The organism is Streptomyces typhae (assembly GCF_009755605.1).
Classification (GTDB): domain Bacteria; phylum Actinomycetota; class Actinomycetes; order Streptomycetales; family Streptomycetaceae; genus Streptomyces; species Streptomyces typhae.
On the sequence record NZ_WPNZ01000031.1, the window covers coordinates 56,643 to 78,544 of the forward strand.

The 21,902-nt window shown below is 69.3% G+C and carries 22 protein-coding genes; 5 read left to right on the top strand and 17 right to left on the bottom strand.

The window, feature by feature from the left end; translation table 11 throughout:
• The first annotated feature begins 63 nt into the window (after positions 1 to 63).
• Positions 64 to 4,638, top strand: a complete 4,575-nt coding sequence (locus tag GPA10_RS37335; RefSeq protein ID WP_157169277.1) for an AAA family ATPase — start codon at positions 64 to 66, stop codon at positions 4,636 to 4,638.
• On the top strand, positions 4,635 to 5,501 hold the full coding sequence (locus GPA10_RS37340; RefSeq protein WP_198351819.1) for a serine peptidase: 867 nt from the start codon (positions 4,635 to 4,637) through the stop codon (positions 5,499 to 5,501). The genes GPA10_RS37335 and GPA10_RS37340 overlap by 4 nt, the downstream gene beginning before the upstream one ends.
• A gap of 148 nt (positions 5,502 to 5,649) precedes the next feature.
• On the opposite strand, the gene GPA10_RS37345 is transcribed toward GPA10_RS37340, so the two are convergent.
• The 17 genes from GPA10_RS37345 to GPA10_RS37425 all read right to left on the bottom strand — a co-directional run bounded on the left by GPA10_RS37345 (position 5,650) and on the right by GPA10_RS37425 (position 19,149).
• A complete protein-coding gene (locus GPA10_RS37345; RefSeq protein ID WP_157169278.1) occupies positions 5,650 to 6,390 on the bottom strand; it encodes a hypothetical protein in 741 nt (246 codons plus the stop codon).
• A 151-nt stretch (positions 6,391 to 6,541) separates the two neighbouring features.
• Positions 6,542 to 7,585 carry a SpaA isopeptide-forming pilin-related protein gene (locus tag GPA10_RS37350; RefSeq protein ID WP_157169279.1) on the bottom strand — a complete coding sequence of 348 codons (1,044 nt, stop codon included), beginning with the start codon at positions 7,583 to 7,585 and terminating at the stop codon, positions 6,542 to 6,544.
• 48 nt (positions 7,586 to 7,633) lie between these two features.
• Positions 7,634 to 8,419: an SPDY domain-containing protein gene (locus GPA10_RS37355; protein ID WP_246260426.1), complete on the bottom strand. Its 786-nt coding sequence runs from the start codon at positions 8,417 to 8,419 to the stop codon at positions 7,634 to 7,636.
• An 11-nt stretch (positions 8,420 to 8,430) separates the two neighbouring features.
• Complete coding sequence (locus tag GPA10_RS37360; protein ID WP_157169280.1) at positions 8,431 to 9,270, bottom strand: SPDY domain-containing protein; 840 nt, start codon at positions 9,268 to 9,270, stop codon at positions 8,431 to 8,433.
• 216 nt (positions 9,271 to 9,486) lie between these two features.
• The gene (locus GPA10_RS37365) at positions 9,487 to 10,722 is read right to left on the bottom strand and encodes an ATP-grasp domain-containing protein (protein WP_343041761.1); all 1,236 of its coding nucleotides are present in this window, start codon (positions 10,720 to 10,722) and stop codon (positions 9,487 to 9,489) included.
• A gap of 57 nt (positions 10,723 to 10,779) precedes the next feature.
• The gene (locus GPA10_RS37370; protein WP_157169281.1) at positions 10,780 to 11,088 is read right to left on the bottom strand and encodes a hypothetical protein; all 309 of its coding nucleotides are present in this window, start codon (positions 11,086 to 11,088) and stop codon (positions 10,780 to 10,782) included.
• A 40-nt stretch (positions 11,089 to 11,128) separates the two neighbouring features.
• Positions 11,129 to 12,370 carry an MFS transporter gene (locus GPA10_RS37375; RefSeq protein WP_425505887.1) on the bottom strand — a complete coding sequence of 414 codons (1,242 nt, stop codon included), beginning with the start codon at positions 12,368 to 12,370 and terminating at the stop codon, positions 11,129 to 11,131.
• Positions 12,367 to 12,930, bottom strand: a complete 564-nt coding sequence (locus GPA10_RS37380) for a hypothetical protein (RefSeq protein ID WP_157169283.1) — start codon at positions 12,928 to 12,930, stop codon at positions 12,367 to 12,369. The genes GPA10_RS37375 and GPA10_RS37380 overlap by 4 nt, the downstream gene beginning before the upstream one ends.
• On the bottom strand, positions 12,927 to 13,826 hold the full coding sequence (locus tag GPA10_RS37385; protein ID WP_246260428.1) for a winged helix-turn-helix transcriptional regulator: 900 nt from the start codon (positions 13,824 to 13,826) through the stop codon (positions 12,927 to 12,929). Before GPA10_RS37385 ends, GPA10_RS37380 begins: the two co-directional genes overlap by 4 nt.
• 30 nt (positions 13,827 to 13,856) lie before the next feature.
• Positions 13,857 to 14,267, bottom strand: coding sequence for a hypothetical protein (locus GPA10_RS37390; protein WP_157169284.1), 411 nt, complete (start codon positions 14,265 to 14,267; stop codon positions 13,857 to 13,859).
• 10 nt (positions 14,268 to 14,277) lie between these two features.
• The gene (locus GPA10_RS37395) at positions 14,278 to 14,721 is read right to left on the bottom strand and encodes a hypothetical protein (protein ID WP_343041750.1); all 444 of its coding nucleotides are present in this window, start codon (positions 14,719 to 14,721) and stop codon (positions 14,278 to 14,280) included.
• Positions 14,718 to 15,179, bottom strand: a complete 462-nt coding sequence (locus tag GPA10_RS37400; RefSeq protein WP_343041751.1) for a hypothetical protein — start codon at positions 15,177 to 15,179, stop codon at positions 14,718 to 14,720. Before GPA10_RS37400 ends, GPA10_RS37395 begins: the two co-directional genes overlap by 4 nt.
• A 362-nt stretch (positions 15,180 to 15,541) precedes the next feature.
• A complete protein-coding gene (locus GPA10_RS37405; protein WP_198351820.1) occupies positions 15,542 to 16,276 on the bottom strand; it encodes a hypothetical protein in 735 nt (244 codons plus the stop codon).
• A gap of 57 nt (positions 16,277 to 16,333) precedes the next feature.
• A complete protein-coding gene (locus GPA10_RS37410; RefSeq protein ID WP_343041752.1) occupies positions 16,334 to 16,849 on the bottom strand; it encodes a hypothetical protein in 516 nt (171 codons plus the stop codon).
• A gap of 240 nt (positions 16,850 to 17,089) precedes the next feature.
• Complete coding sequence (locus GPA10_RS37415) at positions 17,090 to 17,578, bottom strand: hypothetical protein (RefSeq protein ID WP_157169285.1); 489 nt, start codon at positions 17,576 to 17,578, stop codon at positions 17,090 to 17,092.
• Positions 17,575 to 18,189 (bottom strand): DUF4913 domain-containing protein, encoded by a 615-nt coding sequence (locus tag GPA10_RS37420; protein WP_157169336.1) that lies wholly within the window; start codon positions 18,187 to 18,189, stop codon positions 17,575 to 17,577. The genes GPA10_RS37415 and GPA10_RS37420 overlap by 4 nt, the downstream gene beginning before the upstream one ends.
• Before the next feature lie 204 nt (positions 18,190 to 18,393).
• A complete protein-coding gene (locus GPA10_RS37425; RefSeq protein WP_157169286.1) occupies positions 18,394 to 19,149 on the bottom strand; it encodes a DNA-methyltransferase in 756 nt (251 codons plus the stop codon).
• A 475-nt stretch (positions 19,150 to 19,624) separates the two neighbouring features.
• Here GPA10_RS37425 and GPA10_RS37430 point away from each other — a divergent pair, with 475 nt between their 5' ends.
• The 3 genes from GPA10_RS37430 to GPA10_RS37440 all read left to right on the top strand — a co-directional run bounded on the left by GPA10_RS37430 (position 19,625) and on the right by GPA10_RS37440 (position 21,892).
• The gene (locus GPA10_RS37430) at positions 19,625 to 20,755 is read left to right on the top strand and encodes a C40 family peptidase (RefSeq protein WP_157169287.1); all 1,131 of its coding nucleotides are present in this window, start codon (positions 19,625 to 19,627) and stop codon (positions 20,753 to 20,755) included.
• 127 nt (positions 20,756 to 20,882) lie between these two features.
• Entirely contained in the window at positions 20,883 to 21,197 is a 315-nt protein-coding gene (locus tag GPA10_RS37435; RefSeq protein WP_157169288.1) for a DUF6112 family protein, read from the top strand.
• On the top strand, positions 21,194 to 21,892 hold the full coding sequence (locus GPA10_RS37440; protein ID WP_157169337.1) for a hypothetical protein: 699 nt from the start codon (positions 21,194 to 21,196) through the stop codon (positions 21,890 to 21,892). The genes GPA10_RS37435 and GPA10_RS37440 overlap by 4 nt, the downstream gene beginning before the upstream one ends.
• The last annotated feature ends 10 nt before the right edge of the window (positions 21,893 to 21,902 follow it).

Here is a 21,902-nt window from a genome sequence, read left to right on the forward strand (position 1 = left end):
CGAGGCGCTTGTCAGCGAACCCAGCCGTTTCGGCTTCTGTGACAGTGCATCCAGCCGTGAGGGGTGAGCAGCCTTGATCCCGATAGCCTGGAGACTGAATCGCACGGGCACGGGGGGATGATGATTCGAGCACTTCTGCTCGGAGTTGGGGCCTTTGAGAGCACGGTCGACGGCGAGTGGAGCCCCACGTCGGAAGGGTTGCCTCCGCTGCCGTCGATTGAACCGCAGGTGCGTGAACTCGCCACGGTGCTCTCGCGCTTCGACGGGCTGCACGTCAGTGAACCGGTGATCGACGCGGACCGGGTCAGCATTGAGGAAAGCTGGCGGCAGCTGCGGCACGATGCGGCGGGCCAGCCGCGTATCGTTCACTTTGCCGGTCACGGGGTCTCTCGTGGCCGGGTCTTGTACCTGCCCGTACACGACAGCCGTCCGACCGAGCTCCCGGAGTCGGCGATCGATGTCGGCCGATGGCTGAATGAGGTCGAGCACGGCTCCGACCAATCTCCCGTCCTGTTCTTGCTCGATGTTTGCGGAGCGGGGGCCGCGACGGACTACCAGCTGTTCCAGGACGTTCCCGAGGGCGACCGAAGGACCTGGGTGATTGCGGCCTGCACGGCGGACGAGAGTGCCTTCGACGCGCGGTTCACCAAGGCCACGGCTCTGGCTCTGGAGCGGCTCCGCCGGGGGCACTGGGATATCTCTCCGGCTTTGTCCCACGTGCCGGTGGAGGCTGTTGCTGACGAGATCGCGCGGGAACTGGTCCGCCTCGGCGAGGGGTATCCGCAGACCGTAATGCACTCGCCGCGCCGGGCCGCCGCGTTGCCGGTACCGGAGTTCTTCGCCAACCCCGCGTTCAGCACTGACGGCTGGCAGAGACTTCGAAGCCGCCTGCGGTTGGCAGTTCGGGAACTGGCTGCGGATTTCGACCCCGGTCTAGACCCGGTGCACTTCCTCACCCGGGCGTCCGGCCGCCTGGACGACGCCGCTACGATGACAGGCTGCCTATTCACCGGGCGGGCCCGTGAGCTGACCCAGATTCGCTTCTGGTTGGCTAGCGACGAACCCCTGTTGCTGGTCACCGGAAGCCCCGGGGCCGGAAAGTCGGCGCTGCTGGGGGTGACGGTCTTCCTTGCGCACAACCAGCTCGCCGAGCTGAGTACCGTGCTGGTTGGCCGCATTCCTGCTCGGTACCGCCCGGAGCGTCGATATCCGACTCTTGTCGCGGTCCATGCCCGGCACCGGAGCACGGACGAGGTGATCGCTTCGATCATCGTTCAACTGACCCCCGAGGACGCCGAGCCGGCCGCCGCTACCAGTGAGCAAGCTCTGGACGAACTCAAACGCATCGCCCAAGACCTGCCGGAACCGGTGGTACTCATCCTCGATGCCGTTGACGAAGCCATGGAGAGCGACCGTATCGTCGACGATCTGCTACCCGAGCTCCTACGTACGCTCCGTTCTGACGGCCGCCCCGCCTTCCGGGCGCTCGTGGGAATGCGCCCGCCGCCGACGGACAGCCACCTGTTCTACGAGGCAGCCGGTGCCCGCGGGATGCTGCTCGACCTGGACACCTCTTCCAATGTCGAGGACCTCGCGAACGACCTCACGACCTACATCGCCGACATTCTGTACAGCGCACCCGCTTACAGCGACCAGGCCCTCCGTGAGTCCGTAGCCCGTGCGGTTGCCACCGCGATCGTTCATAGCCGCGATCGCAGCACCTTCCTAGTCGCAGCGCTCTTCGCCGACTTCCTGCGGACCGGTGTACCCCTGAATCCTGCAGAGGCGGTCGCCCGGTTGCCGCAGAGCCTGCCGCACCTGCTCGAACTGCACCTGCGGACTACGCTGGACGGCGACCCGTGGATGCGGCACTTGATGGTGGGGCTGGCACAAGCGCGGGGTCAGGGTATGCCGCTGGAGCTTGTGGCGGCAGCGGCCACCGCTGCCGCCAGGGCCGCAGGACAGGAATTCCGCCCGCTGACCCCGAGCGAGGCCCGCGAAAAGCTGGCTCTCGCCCGTTTTTATCTGCGGACGAACATCGACGCGGATGGACGTCAGCTCTACCGGTTCTTCCACGAGGCGATCACCGAACACTTTCGTGAAGCGGGGACCGAACTCGACGGGCTCGCCGACAAGCTCTTCCACGAGCTGTTCTCGGCCGTCCCCGGACGGTGGGCCGCTTTGGGGCCTCGCTGGGACCTCGCCGCACCGTATCTGCTGCGACATCTTATGGAGCATGCCGTCGCTGTACCTGGAGGGTCCGCAGTCGACCAGTTGTTCCTGGACCCGGAGTACCTAGTCCGTGCCGACCACAACAGCATCTGGGAAGCCGTTCACCGGACGAAAACCCCCACAGCTCGGCGGGCCGGAGCCGCGTACCGGAAGGCATTCGGTCGCGGCGGCCTCTTCGGCCAGGACGGATTGCTGGAGACACGGCGTGCGAGGCTTCAGCAGAGCCTTGTGACCTACCGGGCGGCCGGACTGGCGCACCATCTTCAGGACGGACAGGCTCAGCTCTGCACGCGCTGGAGTACGGGCTTGCCTGAGGAGTCCCTGCTGCACGTCATCAGCAAGGATGAGTTGGGCGCCACAGTGTCGGCCCTGGCACTGGGAGTTGTCGGTCGACGGCTCCTCGCCGTGTTCGGCGGCACCGACGGCTCCCTCCAAGCGTGGGACATCACACCGAGCCGTGCCGGCGCGGTCCTCCGATATTCCTCGACACTCCGGACAAACAAGGATGCCATTGCGCAAATGGTGATCGTGGATCTGGAGGAGCGGGTGGTCGTTGCCTTGGTGACTGACCGGAACGCTCTCCGGCTGCACGATCTCGCCACGGGTGCGATCGTTGCCGAAGCGCACCTCGACGGCACGGGGGTCTCAGCCCTGACAGTCGTCGGCACCGGCGACGAAACGTCCCTTGCGGTCGGTCGGGTCAGTGGTGAGATCAGCCTGATCGGCCTGCTCGGCGAGTCGTTCGGCAGGGTCCTCGACACTGTCGAAGCTGGGGACGCCGCCATCACTTCGCTGCTCGGTGTGGAGTCCGCAGACGGATCCCTCGCCTTCCACTGCGTTTCCGCCGAGCCCCAGGGACGTGGGCCGAAGGTGCTGCGGAATCTGGATGAGCGGCCCGTCACCGTCTCGTCGGAGGGACCGCTCCAGGAGGTGCGGATCCAGCCCACCAACGTGCGCCTCCCGCTGTTCTCCCTCATCGCCTACCACCCCGGCATGTATGCGGTGAGAGGGGACGGTGAGACCGTCTACGTCGTCACGATGCCCGAAGACCGCGGGCTGGCACTCGCAGACATCCGTTATGTCGACCGCTTTCAGCTCGCGCTGACCGCCCATCGCGACGGCAACATGAGGGTGTGGGACCTCGACGTTTGCCCGCGGTTCGGACACGGGCAAAACCACTGGGACCACGCTGCAATCCTCGGCACCATACGGCTCGGCGGCTCGGAGTTCACCCTCAGCGCCGAACTCGCGTCTGGCGAGATCAAGGCTTGGGACCTGAGCACCGGCGCCCAGGAGCACGAGCTGACCGACCTGGGCGCGCTCAGCCATGCCGCCGCCGTGGCCGTTGGCGACGCGTCCTACGTTGTCACCGTGACCACGGAGAACGAGCTCGACACCTGGAATGTCCGTGAGGATGCCCTGGAATCGACGATTCACCTCCCCGACCCGGCCACCGCACTGGCCGCCGTGCCGCACGGCGATTCGGTGTGGGCCATGGTTGGCGGGGCCGACGGCAGTATCCATGTGTGGGACACGACCAAGGAGTCGCCTTCCCACGTCCTCGCCGGAGCGGAGGGGCCGGTCACGCAGCTGGTCGCAGGCGACATCGGCGGCGAGTCTCTCCTGATCAGCGTCCACAACGAACGCAGAGTCTGTCTCTGGTCCGTGGTCGACAGCACTCTGCGGCAATCGATCACGCTGGACCGGATCGGAGCGATCGCGATGCAAGGCGGGCGTCTCTTCGCTGCCGAGCAATCGTCGGACGACGATCAGGTGCGTATCTGGGACCTTGCGACGGCCTCACTCGTGGGCTCCGTCCCCGTGGCTGGCCCTCGGGTGATGACGGTCAGCCAAGTGAACGGCAGGCCGGTACTCGTGGCCGCGGTCAACGAGGCGGAGGTCCAGGTGTGGGATGCCGAATCCGGTGATCCACTCGGACCTCCGGCCCCAGTACCCGATCAGGTGCACACGATCGCCCCCTACGAGAACGGCGTGCTGATAGGCAGCAAGGCCGGTTATGTCACGGCCCTCGCCTGGGCCGCATCGGCGTCGGCACCCCGTCCGACGCGGCCGGCCGTCCACGTCACCCACGTCCTGGCGTGGTTGCCGGGCGAACTGCTATGTGGCGATGCCCGCGCAGACGGGTGGGAGTTGCACACAGTCAGCGAGTGGGAGGGAGGACAGCCGCCCTCCTCCAGCTTGGTCTGCGCCCGCCCCATCACTGCGACGACGGCCGAACTTCACGATGCTCTCGTCGACATACTCACGCCCGACGGATTTGAGGTCGTGTGGCTGGAAGCACACTGGTACGAGATCACCAAGGTCAACGGCGTGACAAACGGCGGCCCGTGGCGATTCCCGGCGTACTCCGTTCATTGCCACGTGGAGGAAGGACCAGAGCAGTGACGATCGTCGCAGTGCACGGCATCGGCAACCACCTGAGCGGCCGCTCGCCGGAACAGGCGGCTACCGAACTAGCAGGGCAGTGGCGGCTCAGGCTTCAGCATGGGCTCACGACCGCTGGGCTGGCTGACCACCGGCTCCCTGCCCTGCACGCCGCGTACTACGCTCACCACACCCACGCCGCGGAGCGGCAGGCTGCCGTGCCGGACGTACATGCCATCGACGAACGAGAACAATCGTTCGTCATCGCCTGGGCGCTGGCCCTAGGGTCACCCACCCTCCAGGAACGGCAGGGACTGATGACTGCACCACTGCGGCAGATCCTGTCCTGGGTTTCCCTACGCCGCAACATCCCGATCGGGACGGTCATTCGGCTCGCCGTCCAGATGGCGGGTGAGGTCCGCCGCTACCTCCACCTTCCGCAGGTACGGGCTGCCGCCCAGTCCACCGTGGCCGAGTCGATCCGACAGGTACGCCCCCGCGTGGTGCTGGCGCACTCCCTCGGCTCGGTCGTCGCGTACGAGGCTCTCCATGCTCACCCGGAACTGACCGTGGACTGCTTCGTGACCTTGGGCTCCCCCCTCGGCCTGCCGGGTGGGATCTTCGATCACCTGGTGCCCGCACCCATCGCCGATCGGGGTGCCCGACCTGCCGGGGTCCGATACTGGGTGAACCTCGCCGACACAGGCGACCTGGTGGCGATTCCTCGTCGGCTCGGCGACCGATTCCCCGTCGACCAGCACGCCGACACTCCGATGGGCCGTATCGACTTCCATACCTTCGGAGCGTACTTGTCCTCCCCGCTCACCGCTGCGGCGATCACTCCCTTCATCCGCAACCCGACAATCCCGGACCAGATCTCCTGAGATTTCAGCAGGCGCGTCTTACATGACCCGTCGTCGCAGGTAACGCCCCTGCACGCAGGCACGCTCTCCTCGCGCGACTAGATTGACTGTCAAACGACTCGATTGGATGGCAAAGGACACGAACTGCCGGGCTGCGGCTACTCGGTGCTCATGGCGGGCTGCTCGACTGCGCCGCCCAGGCTGCCTCGATTCGCAAGAACTTGCGGCGCAGCGCGGTTCGCTCCTCCTCGACGTCCGGCCAGGCAGGCGACAGGAAATACAGGGTGTCCCTGAAGCGACGAAATCCGATGAGCTCCCAGCCGCCAGCGATCTTGCCCACTACACGGTCCCATTCCCCCTGGTCGCGCAACCGGGTACCGCTCAGGTCGGAGACTCCGGGCGAACATACGACAGCCCGGGCGCCGAGCATCAGCCGGTGAATGGCCTCGGCAGCAAGGGCCGCGCCGATGCCGTGCCCCCGCCAGGGCCGTTCCAAGGTGACACGGTCCATGACCAGCAGAGCAGAGCCGGTGTACTCAAGCTGCTCGCTGAACTCCTCCGTGTAGTACCCAGTAGCGGGATCAAGGACGGCCTGCGCGATCTCGTAGAGGTCCTCCGACTCCTCCGCCATCGCCGCGTACCCGCTGCGGCTGCGGTCGAGATGCACCCGGTAGAAGGTCATCGAGCCTGCGGCGGCCTCCTCGACCGTGCACGAGAGGCAGTCCGTGCCGTCACAATCCGCGACCGTTCCCGGGCCCCTGTCGTCCCGGTGTGTACGACGTCGGTGCAGGACGGCCACATTCCACCGCTCCAGGGTGTCGGCGTGTGGGGTGTCACCCAGTTCGTCGTTGTACGAGATGTGCAGGTGCAGCTCGGTGGGGTCTCCGGGCAGGGCAGGGGGCTTGGTCACTGCGGCAGCCTAGTCGGGTGCGGCTGCCGCGGCGTGGCATGCCCCAACGTGGACGAGAGCCGGCCAGGGAGCTATCGGCGGCTCGGGGTGAGGCATGACGAAGCCCCCGGAATCGGTTGATTCCGGGGGCTTGGTGAGGCTGGTGGGGTAGCTACTGGGCGTTGTCGTCGTTGGTGGCGTCCTCCGTGTGGTGTCGGCGCACTGTGATGAGGGCGCCTGTGCCTGTGGCGAGGAGCAGGCCGGCGCCACCGACCAGCCACCAGGTGGCGTCGGCCCCGGTGTGCGCGAGGGAACCAGCGGGTGCCGAGGCGGCGGTGCCCGCTGCGCCCGCACCGGAACTCGCAGTGCCGGTCGGCTTCGCAGAAGGCTGATCTGCGTGCTCGTCGGCGCCCTTGGCCGTCGGCCTTTCGGTGGACTTTTCTATCGGCGTCGCGTGGGGCTTTTCGGTGGGCCTTTTGGCGGGCGTGCGGGTGGGGTCCGGTTTTGTCGGTGTGGTGTGGGTTGCGGCGTAGGTGAGGGGCACGGTGACGTGGTCGCCGGGCTTGGCCGTGAAGCCGCTTCGCCCCCTCGGCAGCTCGTATCCGGTCGGCGTCTTGGCCTGCTTGGTCCAGAAGACGGTGCTGGCACGGGTGTTGACCGGCAGCTTGGCACTCGCGGTACCCGAGTGGCCGGTGGTGAGGGTCAGCAGGGTTTTGTCGCCGGTGCCGATGTTGACGGTGGCGCCGGGCAGAGGCTTGCCGCTCTTGCCGTCCTTGGCCTTGAGCAGAACGGCCGCGGGTTTGAACGGGTCGATGATCGTGATCGGGGTGTCGCTGCCGGGGGTGACGATGACGTCCTGGTCCTCGACGACGCCGTGCATCGGGCTGTTGCTTTCACGTTCCTTGAGCCGGTAGACGCCCGGTACCAGGTCCCTGAAGGACAGGCGGCCCCCGGTGTCGGTCGTCCCGCTCCCGGCCTCCTTGCCCGTGGAGTCGTAGAGGGTGAAGGCCGCGCCCGCCAGGATCTCGCCGCCCGGGTCCTTCTTGAGGAGGGTGACTACTCCGCTCGCGGTGGCGTTGCGCGGGGCGGGTGTGGTGGAGGCGGACGGGATCGGATCGTGGATCTGCGCGGAGGCAGCCGGGGCCCAGGCCAGAGAACCGGTGGCGGCGGCAGAGAGAGCCGCCGCGGAGAGGAAGCGGGCGGTTCGGGTGTGCAAGAGGGAACTCTCCAGGTACAGGGCAGGATGCCCGGAGGCAGCGGTCGGTCAGCGGGTCCGGCCCGGGCCAGGGCGCGGTGGAGACGCAGGAAGCGGGGTAGAGACGGATGTCTGCTGTGCCGGGGTCGTTGCCGCGACGTAGAGCTGGTGTCGGGTGGGGAGCGGGATGTCCTTTACCGCGCGGCTGGCCGGTTCGGTGGAGACGAGGGAGGCGGTGAAGGCGGCGACCAGGGTGGTGGGGGTACCGCGGGTGAATCGTGCGCGCCAGTAGGGCTCGCCCGGGTGCCCGCCCGAGGCCGACCACAGGGGGGTGTCTGTACTCGGGGTGGCGTAGCGGTGCCGGACGACGCCGAGGGACTGGGGGTCGCGGAAGAGCTGGGTGCCGTCGGTCTTGACCTCGTGCCCCCAGCCGCGGGCGAGGAGCAGTGCGTACGCCTCGTGCGGTGGGGTGTGGTCCTGGAACAGATGGTCCTGGCTGCTGTCTTGGAGGTAGAGGTCGGTCAGTTCGGTGTGGAAGTCGTGCAGCAACTCGGCGGGGGTGGTGGCGTCGAAGGTGACCTGCCAGGTGGCGGGGCCGAACGGAGCGCTGTGGGCGGTGACCGTCCATGTCCCCTTGCGGGGCTGGTCGGGGTCGGGTGCCAGGGTGGTGAACAGGCGCAGGCAGGGGCTGCTGGCGAAGGCGGCGCCGTCGTCGGCCTGGCGCACGACCCAGTCCTTGGGGAAGGGCCAGACCGTGGTGAGGTCGAGGGGTCCGGGACCGGCCAGGTGGCGGGGCAGGACCTTCACCTGCTGGTCGGGGTCGAGGTGGGTGAAGGGGTCACTCGGCATCGGCATGGGCGGTTTCTTCAGCGGCGGCGGGCGGACAGGGCAGCACCGGGCGTGGCGGGTGGGAGGGTGGTGGTGCTCCAGCGGGGAACGCTGCGCGTGCCGAGGGCGGGCGGACGACGGCGGGCGGCAGTCTGCTGGACGTCAAGCGGGGTGGGCACGGCAGGCTTGGGTGGCTTGATGGGGGTGAGCTGGACGAGTTGGGCCAGGTGGGGGCGCAGTTCGGCCTGGTAGCGGGCGATGGGGTCCGGTCCGACGAAGGAGGCGGCCATGGCGGCGATCAGGTGCTTGGGGGTGCGGGCGGTGAAGTTCGCCTGTGCGCGTACGCTCCTGTGCTCGGGGCCGGCCCACAGCGTCACCACTTCGGCGTCGGAGCCGGTGCTGACGATGTCGATGCTCGCGCCGACCAGCCCGTCCAGACCGGTGGTCTCTACCGTGCCGTGCTGGGGCGGTTGTTGTTCCCAGCCCGCGTCGAGGAGGGGCCGGACCGCGTCGCTCCAGTAGGAGGAGTGGTTCTCCAGGAAGCTGTCGCCGTCCTCCTCCCATGCGCTGGCCAGGGCCTGGAGGAAGTCGCGGACGATCTCGGGCGGCATCGTGTTGCTGATGCTCGCCGTCCAGCGGGGTGCGCTGACGGCGTCCTCGGCGGCGCTGATCCTCCATATGTCGAAGTCGTCGCCGAACCAGCCGATCTTGATGCGGTGGTCCGGGGAGGTGATCAGGAGCTGGCACGCGCCGTCGTCGAGGTGCTGGTGTGGCCAGTTGGATACGGGCTCGAAGCTGGGATCACCGCTTGCGCCGAGGCCGGCGAGGTAGCGCGGGAAGACGTAGACATCTCCCTCGATCGGGGTGGGATCGGTCATGGTCGTATCCGTCGAGTCGAAGGGAAGCCAGCGGGGGCTGGGGGTGCCTGGCCGGCGCGGCTAGCCCGGGACAGCGAGGTCCGTGGAGAGGTGCGGTGGTGCCGGGGTGAAGGCGAGCCCGGCTGGGGCCTGACGTGTGATCGCACCGCGCTGGACAGCGTTCGGAACGGTCGCGTCCAGGGCAACCGGAGGCTGGCCGAGAGAGCGGTACACGGCTTAAGCGGCGGACGCGGTGGGTTGGGAGGCGACAGTGAGCCTCAGGTGCCCCAGGGCCTCTTCCGCGCGGGCCTGGGCTGTCATGGCGGTGGGTGCGGTGGTGATCAGGAATCCGGCGCGGGCGCTGAACATGTCGCCGTCCGGTGGCAGCAGGACGGTGTCGCCTACCGTGCGCTGGAAGGTGACCTGCTCCAGCCACGGGGTGCGGGCGGCGAAGTCCGGGTCGAGGTGGCAGTGGGTGAGGGTGCCGGAGGCGTCCGGGTACAGCAACCGGATGGCGGCGGCGCTGTGGCGGGTGCGAGCCAGGTCGGGCGTCTGGCCGCAGACGGTGTCGGCGGCGGCGCGGGCCAGGTCGATGCCGGTGGCGAGCTGCACGAGGTGGCCGATCATGTCGCCGCCGATGCGGGCGTTGACCTCGATCAGGCGGGGACGCCCGCCAACGAGGCGCATCTCGACGTGGCTCACGCCGTCGGTGATGCCCAGCGCCTTGACAGCGGCGGCGGCGACGGGTGCGACCTGATCGAGCAGGGGGTCGGCGGCGTCCACGCTGTGGGCGACTTCCTCGAAGAACGGCGCCCGGCCGAGCGTCTTGCGGGTGACGGCCACCGCGGTGGTGTGGCCGCGATGGGTGACGCACTCGACGGACACCTCAGGTCCGTCCAGGTACTCCTCCACCAGCACCTTGGTGCTCTCGACGCCATCGCGGGTACCGGCGGCGGCGAACGCGAAGCCGCCGGGAAGTTCTTCGGCTCGGTCGACGCGGATCACGCCGATACTGCCCGCGCTGGCCGCAGGCTTCAGTACCACCGGGTAGCCGATGGTTTCGACGGCGAGGGCGGCCTCCAGCAGGGAACGGGCGGTCATGGAGGCCGCCGAGGGAACACCGTGGCGGGCGAACAGCGTGCGGGCGCGGGCCTTGTCGCGGGCTGCCGCCATGACTTCGGGGCTGTTCGATGGCAGGCCGAGGTGCCGGGCCAGGCGCGCGGTCGGGACGAGGTACCACTCGGTCCACGTCACCACCCCGGCCAGCGCGTGCCGTCCGGCGAGTGCCTGCCCGGCGGCGGCCAGCGCCTGGGCATCGCCGGGATCGGCGATCTCGAAGTCGGTAATGAACTCCCGCTCCCAGGTGGGCGCGACCGGAGTGATCAGGACGACGTCGTAGTAGGCGGCGACGGCTTCCAGGCAGTAGCCGCGATACGCCTCGGCCTGCGGGTCGGCGGCGGAAACAACCAGGATGGTGGACACAAATTCTCCAAGAGAGCGCGAGGAAGGCAGAGCAGACGGTGCGGTGGTTCAGGGGGTACGACGGCGGCGCAGCTCGAAGGCCGAGGCCCACTCGGGGTGGTCCGCCACCAACTGCCGCGCGTACAACGCGGTGTAGTTGTTGTTGAGCCCGCGCAGGCCCTGCGGAAGTCGCCGGCGCAGGGCCTCGAAGAGTTCCTTGAGCCCGATGCGGGTCGCGCAGGCCGCCAGGCGTTCAGCCGTCAGCTCCTCCAGGGCCCGGTAGACGTAGGGGTGTGCGGCGTGGAAGGCGAGGAACTGGTCGGTGATGGTGGGCCTGTATCCCGCGCGGCAGGAGGGGCGGGCGACAGATATAGGCATCGGCTGGTTCTCCGGGACGAATGGCGGCAGGGGCAGAGGGTCAGGCGGGGTGGGCGTGGAGCCCGGGGTGTGCGCGTAGACGAGCGAAGGCGAGACTCAGCCCCACGGCCTGCAGCACCGCACAGGCCGTGATCACCTGACCGAGCTGGGCGGGCGGCACCGCGGCGACCAGGACGCCGGCCAGGGGGAAAGGGATCAGGAGCAGCAGGATCGTCAGGGAGAGGGTGGCGCCGAAGACCTGCTGGGGGATGAGGTGGGAGCGCAGGGTGCGCAGGACCACGGTCATGCCGCCCTCTCCGGCCATGAGCACCGCGATCAGCACGAGGTAGGCGGTGTAGGTGTGGGTGAGGGAGACGGCCAGGCAGGCGCAGGCCGCGACGGTGGCGGAGAGCGCGCCGACGGGCCACAGGCCGAAGCGGTCGATCACACGACGGCACACCGCGACCGTGAGCAGGGAGGCGACCGCGGCCACCGACCAGATCAGTCCCACGTCCGCGCTGGAGTGCCCGAACTCCTTCACCACGATCACCGGGGCCGCAGCTTGGAGCAGGCCGATGGCGAGGTTGGACAGGGACAGTCCGCACACCAGCCAGCCCAGCGCGGGCAGCGAGCGCAAGGTCACCCATCCGGTGCGCAGCCCCGCAAGGACCGGCTCGGGCTTCTCGGCCCGCCCGGGGGTGTCCTGCCGGGGAGCGAGGGCGCAGGCCAGCAGCGAGAAGACGGCGATCGCCACCAGCATCCCGGCCGGCCCGAACCGTTCCAGCAGCACTCCTGCGGCGGCGGGTCCAGCCAGTGTGGCGACCTGGTCGATACCCAGGAGCACTGACTGCACCCGGTGGGCGTGCTCGCCCGCCTGGCGGCTGGCGACGCCGCCGGCGGTCTCGGCGGCGATGTAGGAGAACTCCGTGAGTACACCGGTCGAGGCGGCAAGCAGCATGACGGCCAGCGTGATGGGCAGCCCGGCTTCCATCTGCGGCAGAGCAAGGGCTGCGATCACGACCACGGCGGCCCGAAGCGCCGAGGCGGTGCGCAGAACGCGGGTGGTGCCGTGGCGGTCGACCATGGCTCCGGCGAGAGCGAACGCGCCCAGGCGCGGCACCCACTCCAGCGCGAACGCCAGCCCGGTCAGGGCCGCGGAGTGGGTGGTGGCGAGCACCAGCAGCGGGATGCCGTACGTCGTCATCGCGAAGGCACCGGCATCCATGCCGCGGGGCAAGTAGATACCACGCAGCAGCGTGGGGACCGGCCGGCGGGCATGCCGAGGCCCGGCACTCGGTCTCACGCAGCAATCTCCATCTCATCCGCCGCACGGCAGGAATCGAAGGGCATGCGCGGGAGGGGGTGCGCGTGCGCCTGGAGCCAGGCGGTCAGGACACTGTGCGGGCCGTTGAGAGCGGCGATGGCCTCACCGTCGAGGACCGCTCCCCCAGTGACGGGTATCCCGCTCCCGTCGCCGCCCCGGGTGGGCGTGTGCCCGAGGAGGTCCAGGGTGTGCTGGACTCGGGTGACGAAGTCACTGGCCGCTGTGGGGAACTGGTGGGTGCGTGCCCAGCGGGCGGCCGTGTCGTAGACCTCGGCGAGGCCCCGACCGCTGTCGGTGAGCTGGTAGCGCACCTCTTCGTCTTCGTCGCCGTCAACGAGGTCGAGGGTGCGGGCCCGGTCGATGGCCAGGCGCAGTTGGTCGGTGCTCAGGTCGTCGAAGGCGGCCTGCAGGCTGCCGCGGCGGCGGCTGATCGGCCCGTGGTCGTCGATCTCGCTGACCAGCCGGATCAGGCCCCGCAACGACAGCGCCGCGATCGCCCGGCGCGCCTGCGAGTTGCTGGCAGGCGGGAGGCAAATCATCGGTGCGGTCCTCCTGCCTGCGAAAGGGCGTGGCGTACCGGCGTCTGGTGGGAGAACAGGTCGCCGGGCTTCCAGGACGCGACCGGCGTGGCCGTGGACTGCGGGGCCAAAGCCGGAGATACGGCTGCGGGCGCAGGAGAGGCGGGTACTGTCATGCCGGGCTGGGTGGTTGCCCACGGCCCGGACTTGACTCGCGTCGCTACGGGGGCCTGGCCCCACAGGCCATGAGTGTCGGCGAGAGGGCGCCCTCTGGCCCAGGCACTCAGGGACCGGTAGACGGGGGCGAGCGCGTGTCCGCTGTCGCTCAGGTCGTACAGGCGGCCGTCCTTGTGGGCCAGGCCGTCGGCGACGAGGCGGTCCACCTGGGGGTAGATGTTGCTGGGCCGGTAGCCGGGCATCGCTGCGGCGGACAGCGCTCTGGCGCTGGATGCGCCGCGGGCCTTGAGCGTCCACAGAATCGGCGTGGCGTGGCGGGGTCCGATCAGGGCGAGGGTGTCCTCAACATTCCGCGCGGGCGCGACCGTGGCGACGCGTTCCATCTGCCCGGTGTCCTGGTTCTTCACCAGGGGCCGCTCCAGGTGCTTCTCGCCCCAGGCGGCGATCACGGTCAGGACCGGCAGCAGATCGGTGCCCCTGGCGGTCAGGCCGTAGGTGACGTGGCCCCGCGTGACTTCGCTGCGCTCGACCAGCCCGGCCTCGGCCAGCCGGCGCAGCTTGCTGTGGAGGGTGCCGTCGATGAGCCAGGACAAGTGGGGTTTGATCCGCGCGTAGCGCAGCGGCTGGAGTGACAGCGTCATCAGGATCCGCGCGTTCCACAGCGGCGTGATCATCTCCAGCGATTCGGTGACGCGAGCGACGTCGACCTGGGTGGAGCGGGGCAGACCGGTGGTGGTCAAAGGGGTGTCTCCTAGGGCGGGACGGATGGTTCAGCGCACGGGAGGGGCTGCAGGCGCCACCGCAGGAGCCGGTACGGCCGGTGCCGCCGGCGGCGGGGAGGGGGTGACGGGGGTGCGGTGCAGGCTGTTAAGCACGGCGTCGGCGGTCTTGGCGTGGGCGTCCCGGGCGGCGACGGACTCGGCGATCCGGCGGGCGCAGTCCAACAGGTGACCGGCCTCGACCGGGCCGACCTCGCCTCGGGGGGCGGCCAGCTCTCGCAGGCGCTGGAGCTGGAAGGCGATGGTGCGCTCGGCGAGCTGCAGATCGGCGTGGCTGCTGGTCAGGGCGGCGAGCATGGTGCCGGTCGGGTTGCTCTCGACATAGGCTTCGAGGACAGCTATCGGCTGGCCGTACAGGTCCTCGATGCGGTCGGCGATGGTTTTGGATGTGGTGGGGGGCAAGCGAGGGCTTTCACGGTCGGCGGGCCCGCGCCGCCCCGGCACGCGCGGGTGCCGGGGCGGGCGGCAGCGTGGTGGTGAGCCTCGGACCGGCGAGCCGCACCGGCGGTTCGGGGCGTGCGGAGGGTGGCGGCATGGTGCGCAGTAGCTCTCCGAGCGCCATGTTGTAGCCGTCGCGGGCGGACAGGGCCGCATCCAGCCACTGCGCGTCGAACCGCAGGTCATCGGCTGACAGTTCGCCCATGTCACGGTCCGCGCTGGTGGCGTCGTGGATACGGTCACGGACCCGGGCCACCTGCTCCTCGGTTATCGCCAGCCAGGAGCGCAGCTCCAGAGCCCGGGACAGGGCCGCAGGCGCCGCAGGGCCGGTGGCCTGCGCGTACAGCTCCTCCAGCGAGTCCCCGAACGCCTCGCTCAGGGCGCCGTCTTGGCTGGACCTCTTGTGCCGGACGCTCACCGCGTGCCTCCTCGTACGGGGACGGTCGGGGCGGGCGTGATCTGCGGCAGGGGGGCGGTCTGCAAAGCTGGGCCTCGCTGCGGGCCCGCTGTCGCGCCGCGCCAGGCGCCAGGGCCCTTACGGCTCGGAGAGTCGGGGTCGAGGTAGTGGCGGACGACCATCGCCCGCCCGTCGCGCACCGACACCGCCGTATTGACCTGATGGGCCAGTGCCATGACCGGGTCCTCCAGCACCTCGCCCGAGGCGTGGTCGAGGGCTGCGACCAGGTTGTCTTCGGCCTTCTCCAGCGCCTTTTGGGCCTCGGCGAGCATGCCGTACCACTTCACGACGGCAGTAGCGTCGTGGGATGCGTCCGGCGCCTTGGCCACGGCGCGGAAAAGGTCGGCCAGCGGCATCTGGAAACGGGACTCGATCTGCTGCGTGATGACGCCCATCACGTCGTCGGCGTCGTCGGACACGGCACAGCTCCTTTCGTCAGAGATGCGTGAAACAGGTCAGCGGCGCCTTTCGCTGCCTCGCGGCGAAGAAGAGGAATACGCTGCTGTCCGCGTTCGTGGATGTAGGGCCCGCAAGCCACGCGTCAAGTTCGCCGGTAACGCCGGCCGGGGGGCTATGGCAGCGTGGTGGGAGCATGCGGAATGGACCTCCAGGAAACATCAGGAACGCCAGGGAGCGGCTGATGGCAACGACCGGCGTATCGAGATCAAGGGTCCGGAGGATTGCCGGTTTTGCTAACCGGGCATGCGCTGCTATGTTCCGCGCTCCGCCAGATGCTGCCCCGCGCGGTTTCACCCCCGCGGAACACGATGAGGACGCTAATTCAGGCGCGTGGCCGTTGAGTTGACGCAGAGCGAGGCGCGGAGGTGGGCGTTCTGGGGAGCGCGGTCGGTGCGGTCTGCCGGGTGGCCGGCTGGGCGCTCGGCAGTGGGACCTCCTCGCCCCACCAGTGGGCCTGCCACCAGTCCGTGGCTTCCTCGTAGGTTGCAAAGCCGCCCTCGCGCAGGGTGTGTGTCCAGTGGTCGATGTCCACTTCCTGCAGCAGCACCCGGAAACGCGGCGGTACCTTTTCGTCGATGGCGGCCAGGAGCACCGTGATCTGCACGCGGTCGGGGTCATCGTCCGAGGTGTAGCTGGTGACCAGCGCGAAGTGGTCGCCGTCCGAAGCCAGGCGCTCCTCCAGGGCCTTGGTGGCCTCGTCGGCGGGGTCGGTGCCCCTGTCCGGGCGCAGGCCGATGGCGTCCTTCGGGCAGCCGCGGGCGATCAGCCAGCTCTGCGCCATGGGCACCAGGGGCAGCTGCTCGTGCTCGAAGCGGAAGGTGCGGGCCTGTGTATCGCGCTGCAGGTGGAGGGCGACCAGTTGCGGCTCGCCGGGCATGCCCCAGGTCACCGCACGGTTGTGCAGAACGTAGTAGCTGTGCCGCCGGTCGTCGGTGTGGTGTTCGGCGAGCACGGTGAGTTCGGTTGCTTCGATGTCGATGTGCTGCCAGAACAGCTCGGCGACATCGTCGTTGACTGCCTCGTAGCCGTCGAGATGGAAGTCCGGGGATGAGGACATAGGGGCTTTCGGAGTCGAGGTGGGTGTTGGGGGGCTCGCGTGCGCCGGGGTGCTGGTTCAGCGGCGGGCGGGGGTGGCAGCGGGCCAGGTGCCGGGGCGGCGTGCGGGGGCGGCGACGGGCACCTTGGGCGAGCGCGGGGTGGTCAAGGCCGTACGGCCGGCATCGGTGAGGGTGACCGGCTGGCCCGCCGTGACCGGATGGGAGGTGTCACGCACCACCAGGTGGTTCGCTTCGAGGCGTTGCAGCTGGCTGTAGGGGATGCGGGTACCGGCAGCCGTGACGGTGTACGTCTGCTGCGTCAGCAGGTTCTGGTGCAGCTTGGCGCCCTGGGTGATGGCGAGCAGCGCAGCGATATCGGACGCGGGCAGGTCCGCCACCGCGCGGGGACTCTTCTGCTGGGCAGCGGCTTCGACGGGCTCGAGCGCGGCGAGGGTCTGGGCGTGCTGCTGGTCCCGGGTACGGGCTGCGTCCTGCAGCAGATCAACGGTCCGATCGATGCGCTTGAGCAGCGGCCCGTCGACCGGGTATTGGCCGGAGGTGAGGCTGTGGAGCCGGGACCGGTAGAAGGTCACGTGCGTTTCGGCCTGGACAAGGGCCCGGCGGGCCTCGGCCAGCCGTGTGTGCAGCGCGTCGAGCAGGCCGCGGTCGCGGTGCCGCCACAGCTGGTCGATGCTGTGGCAACGGCCGCCTCAATGCGCTGGTCAAGCTGGGTCAGAGCCCTGTCGACCGGAGTGTTTCGGGGCATGGACACCTTCCTTGGAGCAAGGCCGGGACCAGGGCCCGAGCCCGGGTAGCACCGTGAAGGAGGGGCGTCAACGAGCGCGGCCCCGCAGGGACGGGGGCGCTACAGGTCGAAGAAGCCCGGGGGGCGCGTACGACGGCGGTGTCGGTTTGGGGGCTTCGCGACGCGGCTCCAGTTGTGGCGAGCGGGAACGGGCGGCGTGCGCGAGCGCACTCAACGGCCGGTGGGTGATGCCCAGGCGTTTACGGGTAATGCTGTACACCTCGTGGCGCTCGCGCGGGCGCACGGCCACCACGTGGATCTCGGCGCGGTACGCCGAGCCCGTCGGGGCCGGGCGTTGGGCGTAGACGATGCGCCAGGCGTTGCGGTGATCGACGTACAGCTTGCGGCAGTCGGCTAGTTCGCCGAGCAGTCTGGGGCCGAACAGGCGGGCGTTGACGACGTCCTGGAGCTGGGCGAGGGCCAGGTCGCGGATATCGCTGGGGGCCGCCAGGAGGTCGCTCAGGGCGCGGGGGTCGAAGGAGAGGCCGAAGGCGGGCGGTTGCTCGGTCCCGCTCATCCGGCGGCCCGGCCCGGCTCGCCTGCCGCGGACCCGTCCGTATCCGAGCGGGTGGAGCGGATCGAGGAGGCGGGGCTGGGCAGCAGGCGGTGGGCGTCGCGGTCGGGGTCGGTCTGGCAGGCCGAGAGCGGTCCGCCCGCCGCGCGTATGTGGGCCAGGCAGTGGGTGAGGAAGTCGCGGTGCCACACGAACATCCCGGACGGTCCGGCTTCGGGGTCTTTGTGCTGCTGGTAGGCCATCCACAGGGCGTGGAGCCAGGCGACGACGTCGTCGTGCTCCTGCCACTGCTTGCACCACGGGGCCGCGGTGGTGACCTCGGCGCCGTAGATCCGGATGAGGAAGCCGTCCACCCAGTCGGAGAGGGCGTCGAGTTCGTCCTCGTACTCCTCGCCCTGAAGTTCCAGGATCGGGCGCGGCTCGGGCGGCGCCTGGACCGGCCCTCCGGGCATGCCGGGAAGGCCGGGCATGCCGAACGCCGCGAAGGGCGAGGGGCCGGGGGGTGCGGAGAGGCTGTCGAGTTGCCGGGCCTGGTCGGCCTGCTGCTCCATGAGCTTGCGGACACTGGCCTCGACGCTGTCCAGATGTGAGGCGGGCAGCCGGACAGGGTCCATTTCCCCGTCATCGGAGGGGTCTATGGATTCGGGCACGAAATAGGTCTCCTTGAAGCTGTGACGAGTGGGGGGGAATGCCGGCTCTACGATCCGGGGATCTCCCGGTTTTCGCTAACCGGGGATCCAGTGCTACAACCCACCGCTCGGCGGAAGAAAGGTGAACCGGAAGTCCTATCTCACCCCGTGCCGGGCGGCGGGAAGCTTCTATGCGGACAGCTCGAAGTCGGCCTGCGACAGGTTCTGCTGCACGGTTTCGGTCAGGCGGTCGGCGGCTACCTCGGCGTATTCATGGGTCTTTTCCACCCCGATGAAGGAGCGTCCTTCCAGCAGGGCCGCGACGCCGGTGGAGCCGGATCCGGCGGTGAAGTCCAGGACCGTGCCGTCCGGGGGGCAGATCTTGACCAGTTCGCGCATCACCTCCACCGGCTTTTGCGTGATGTGCCGGCGGTTCTTGCCCGAGGGTTGCGAGGCCGAGTACAGGCCGGGCAGGTAGACCGGGTTTCGGGAGCCGTCGATGGCGCCCTTCGAGCCCCAGATGATGAACTCGCAGTTCTGGGTGAACCGGCCCTTCTGCGGGCGGGCCTGCGGCTTGTGCCAGGCCAGTACGCCGCGCCACAGCCAGCCGGCCGCCTGCAGCGCGTCCGTGGTGGTCGGCATCTGCCGCCAGTCGGTGAACAGCAGCGCCGTGCCGCCGGGCTTGGTCAGCCGGTGCGCCTCGGTCATGATCTGGGTGAGCCAGAACCCGTAGCTGCGCTGGTCCATGTTCTCGCCGGTGAAATCCGGCAGCGCGTGCTGGGCATCGGCGGAGGTGTACTTCTGCTTCGCGCTGCGGCTGGTGCGCTCCTTGGCCGTCCGGCCGCCGGAGTTGTAGGGCGGATCGGTGATCACGGAGTCCACGCAGTGGTCCGGAAGCCCGGCCAGGACGCTCAGCGCGTCCCCCTGGTGCAGGGAAAAAGGCAAAGAGGATACCCCAGTTCGGGTCGGTGAAAGGGAGGAAGAACGCTCCTGCTCGCGGACAGAACCCGTGCGGGCCGATGAGGGGCATGACGATGCCCGCGGCCCTGAATAGGGGGCGAGGGGAGGAGCCATCACGGTAGGGCACGATTCCCGGTGGAGCGGTGCCGTAGGGAAAAAAGCCTGGGTAATTACTTTCTGACGGAATGTTATCCAGCCGACCGGGAATCAGCGCCTACTGTTTTGGAGGCCAGCAACGACCCCACCGAGCCGCTTCTCAGCTCCCGGCCCCCGCACCGCCCCACACACACGTACAGCGAGGTACAACACACCGTCTGCGCGTTGGGGCCCTGCTCTGCCCACCACCGGCCGCGGCTCGTCGTGCCCAAGCCTGCAGGCCGGGACCGCATTTCAAGGACACCGCTATGACAGTTCCCTACCCACCCCTGCCTGACCTCCCGCCGCCGGAAGGCGTGCCCGGTTGAAGGCGCTCGTCGCCGGTGTCGGCGTCGTCTTCCTCTCCCCCCTGCTGCTCGCGGGAACGGCCATGATGATGGCTTCCGCCAGCGAGGCCCAGCCCACCGCTTCCTTCACCGACTGCACCGGCACCGCCGACACCGACGCCATCACCAGGCAGGTGACCAAGATCCTCGACGGCGCGTCGGGCAAGGATGTGAAGGTCGAGGGTCTGTCCCTGCCCGCCGAGCAGGTGCCCAATGCCCAGACCATCGTCGGCACCGGTCTGTCGATGAAGGTGCCCAAGCGCGGGCAGATCGTCGCGCTCGCCACCGCCATGCAGGAATCACGGCTGCGCAACCTCGCCTCCGGGGACCGCGACAGCTTGGGGCTCTTCCAGCAGCGGCCCAGCATGGGCTGGGGCACCGCCCAGCAGATCCGCGACCCGGTCTACGCCAGCGAGCGGTTCTACAAGGCGCTGCTGAAGGTCCACGGCTGGCAGCAGATGACCGTCACCCAGGCCGCCCAGGCCGTGCAGGCATCCGGTTTCCCGGACGCGTATGCGCAGTGGGAGCCCCTGGCAACCGCCCTGCAGTCCGCCATCGCGAAGACCTTTCCCGGCGGCGGCAAGGACAAGCCCGCCAAGGACGGTGACGCGTACAAGGACGCTGTGACCCCCTCCTCCGGCTGCGGTGCCGCCCAGGACGGCTCCTCCTACGGGCGCATTCCCGAGGGCAGCGTGCCCAAGGGCTACCAGATCCCGAAGAACGCCGCCCCCAAGGCGCGCAAGGCCATCGGCTGGGCGATGCACCAGCTCGGCACGATGTATCAGTGGGGCGGCAGTTGCACGGCCGCACACGGCCCCGACCCGATGGGGCGCTGTGACTGCAGCAGCCTGATGCAGCAGGCGTACGCCAAGGCCGGCGTCAAGCTGTCCCGCACCACCTATACGCAGGTCAACGAGGGCAAAGCCGCCTCAGCGAAGAACCTCCGGCCCGGAGACCTGATCTTCAGCCGCGGTAGCGCGGCGCGTCCGGAGCATGTCGGCCTGTTCATGGGGGCCGGGCTGGTCATCGAGGCCCCCAAGACCGGTAAGCCGGTGCGTATCACCCCGCTGAAGGACTGGACGATCCTCGCCGTCCGCCGCGTCCTGTAACACTCCCCGCGTCGCGCCAGGCCCCGCACCACGGCGGCCGGCCGGGGCCTCTTACGCCACTCCCCCGTTTCCCCCCTTTTCGCCGGGCCTCATCCGGTCCGCGCACGCAAGGAGTCCCGCCGCCCCTATGCCCCTCCCTCTCGCAGACCGTGCCCTCCAGCTCGCCTACGACCCCGGTGTCTCCCCCAAGGGCGGCGGCCTGCCCGGCCTTGCCGTCCTGAAGAACGTCGTCAACAGCATCAACCTGTTCGGCATCGTCGCCGTCGTCGGTGCTCTGGCTGTCTCGCTCGGTGTGTGGGCCTGGGGCCATCACACTGGCGGCCACCAGGCCGAGGCCAACGGCAAGAAGGGCGCCATCGTCGCCGCCGGCGCCGCGCTCGGACTGGGCGCTGCCAACGGCGTGGTGGCGTTCTTCAGCGCGCTGGGGTCGCAGGTCCACTGATGAAACGCTTCCCTGCTTTCTCCCTGTCCTCCTATGGCGTCGGCTGGTCCGCCAACCGCCGCATCGCCCTCGTCGCGATCACCCTCACCGTGCTGCTGGCCCTGGCCACCACCGTCGCCTTCTTCACCGGACGCGGCAACGGCGGTGGCGGGCACTCCGGCTCCGGTGCGCCGGCTGCCGCCGACAGCGCCTCGCCCTCCGAGCGGGCGCCGACGTCCGGCGTGAAGGGGGCCGGGCAGGTGCGCAGGCCGCCGCAGGTCGCCGAGCCCATCGCCTTCGCCAAGGCTGCGGCACGGATGCTGTGGTCCTACGACACCCGCGACACCAGCCGCGACCAGCAGCTGTCCGGCATGCGTGCCTGGCTGACCAAGGAGTCCGCGTACGCCGACTGGACCTCGGTGACCGCGCAGGTTCCGGACCCCGTCCTGTGGTCGCGCATGGCCGACCACCGTCAGCGCGCCACCGCCAGGGTCACCGAAGGTCACTTCCCGTCCGCGTTCAAGGCGGCCCTGGCCGATGATCCGTCCGCGATCACCAAGGCGTACATCTACGTCGTCACCGTCAACGGCAAGCAGCGCATCCGCTGGAAGACCGGCGGCGGAGGGGCCGAGGAGCGCGCGGTGACCCTGGCCGTGCAGTGCCGCCCCGGCCACGACTGCCGCCTGGCCGCCATCGCTCCGAGCGTCACGCAGTGACCCGCACCTG

Excerpts from the sequence above, each read along its gene's own strand:
- GPA10_RS37420 (WP_157169336.1), bottom strand. The coding sequence starts at position 18,189 with ATGGACCCTGTCCGGCTGCCCGCCTCACATCTGGACAGCGTCGAGGCC.
- GPA10_RS37405 (WP_198351820.1), bottom strand. The coding sequence starts at position 16,276 with ATGTCCTCATCCCCGGACTTCCATCTCGACGGCTACGAGGCAGTCAAC.
- GPA10_RS37380 (WP_157169283.1), bottom strand. The coding sequence starts at position 12,930 with ATGATTTGCCTCCCGCCTGCCAGCAACTCGCAGGCGCGCCGGGCGATC.
- GPA10_RS37355 (WP_246260426.1), bottom strand. The coding sequence starts at position 8,419 with ATGCCGATGCCGAGTGACCCCTTCACCCACCTCGACCCCGACCAGCAG.
- GPA10_RS37360 (WP_157169280.1), bottom strand. The coding sequence starts at position 9,270 with ATGACCGATCCCACCCCGATCGAGGGAGATGTCTACGTCTTCCCGCGC.
- GPA10_RS37435 (WP_157169288.1), top strand. The coding sequence starts at position 20,883 with ATGCCCCTCCCTCTCGCAGACCGTGCCCTCCAGCTCGCCTACGACCCC.
- GPA10_RS37370 (WP_157169281.1), bottom strand. The coding sequence starts at position 11,088 with ATGCCTATATCTGTCGCCCGCCCCTCCTGCCGCGCGGGATACAGGCCC.
- GPA10_RS37415 (WP_157169285.1), bottom strand. The coding sequence starts at position 17,578 with ATGAGCGGGACCGAGCAACCGCCCGCCTTCGGCCTCTCCTTCGACCCC.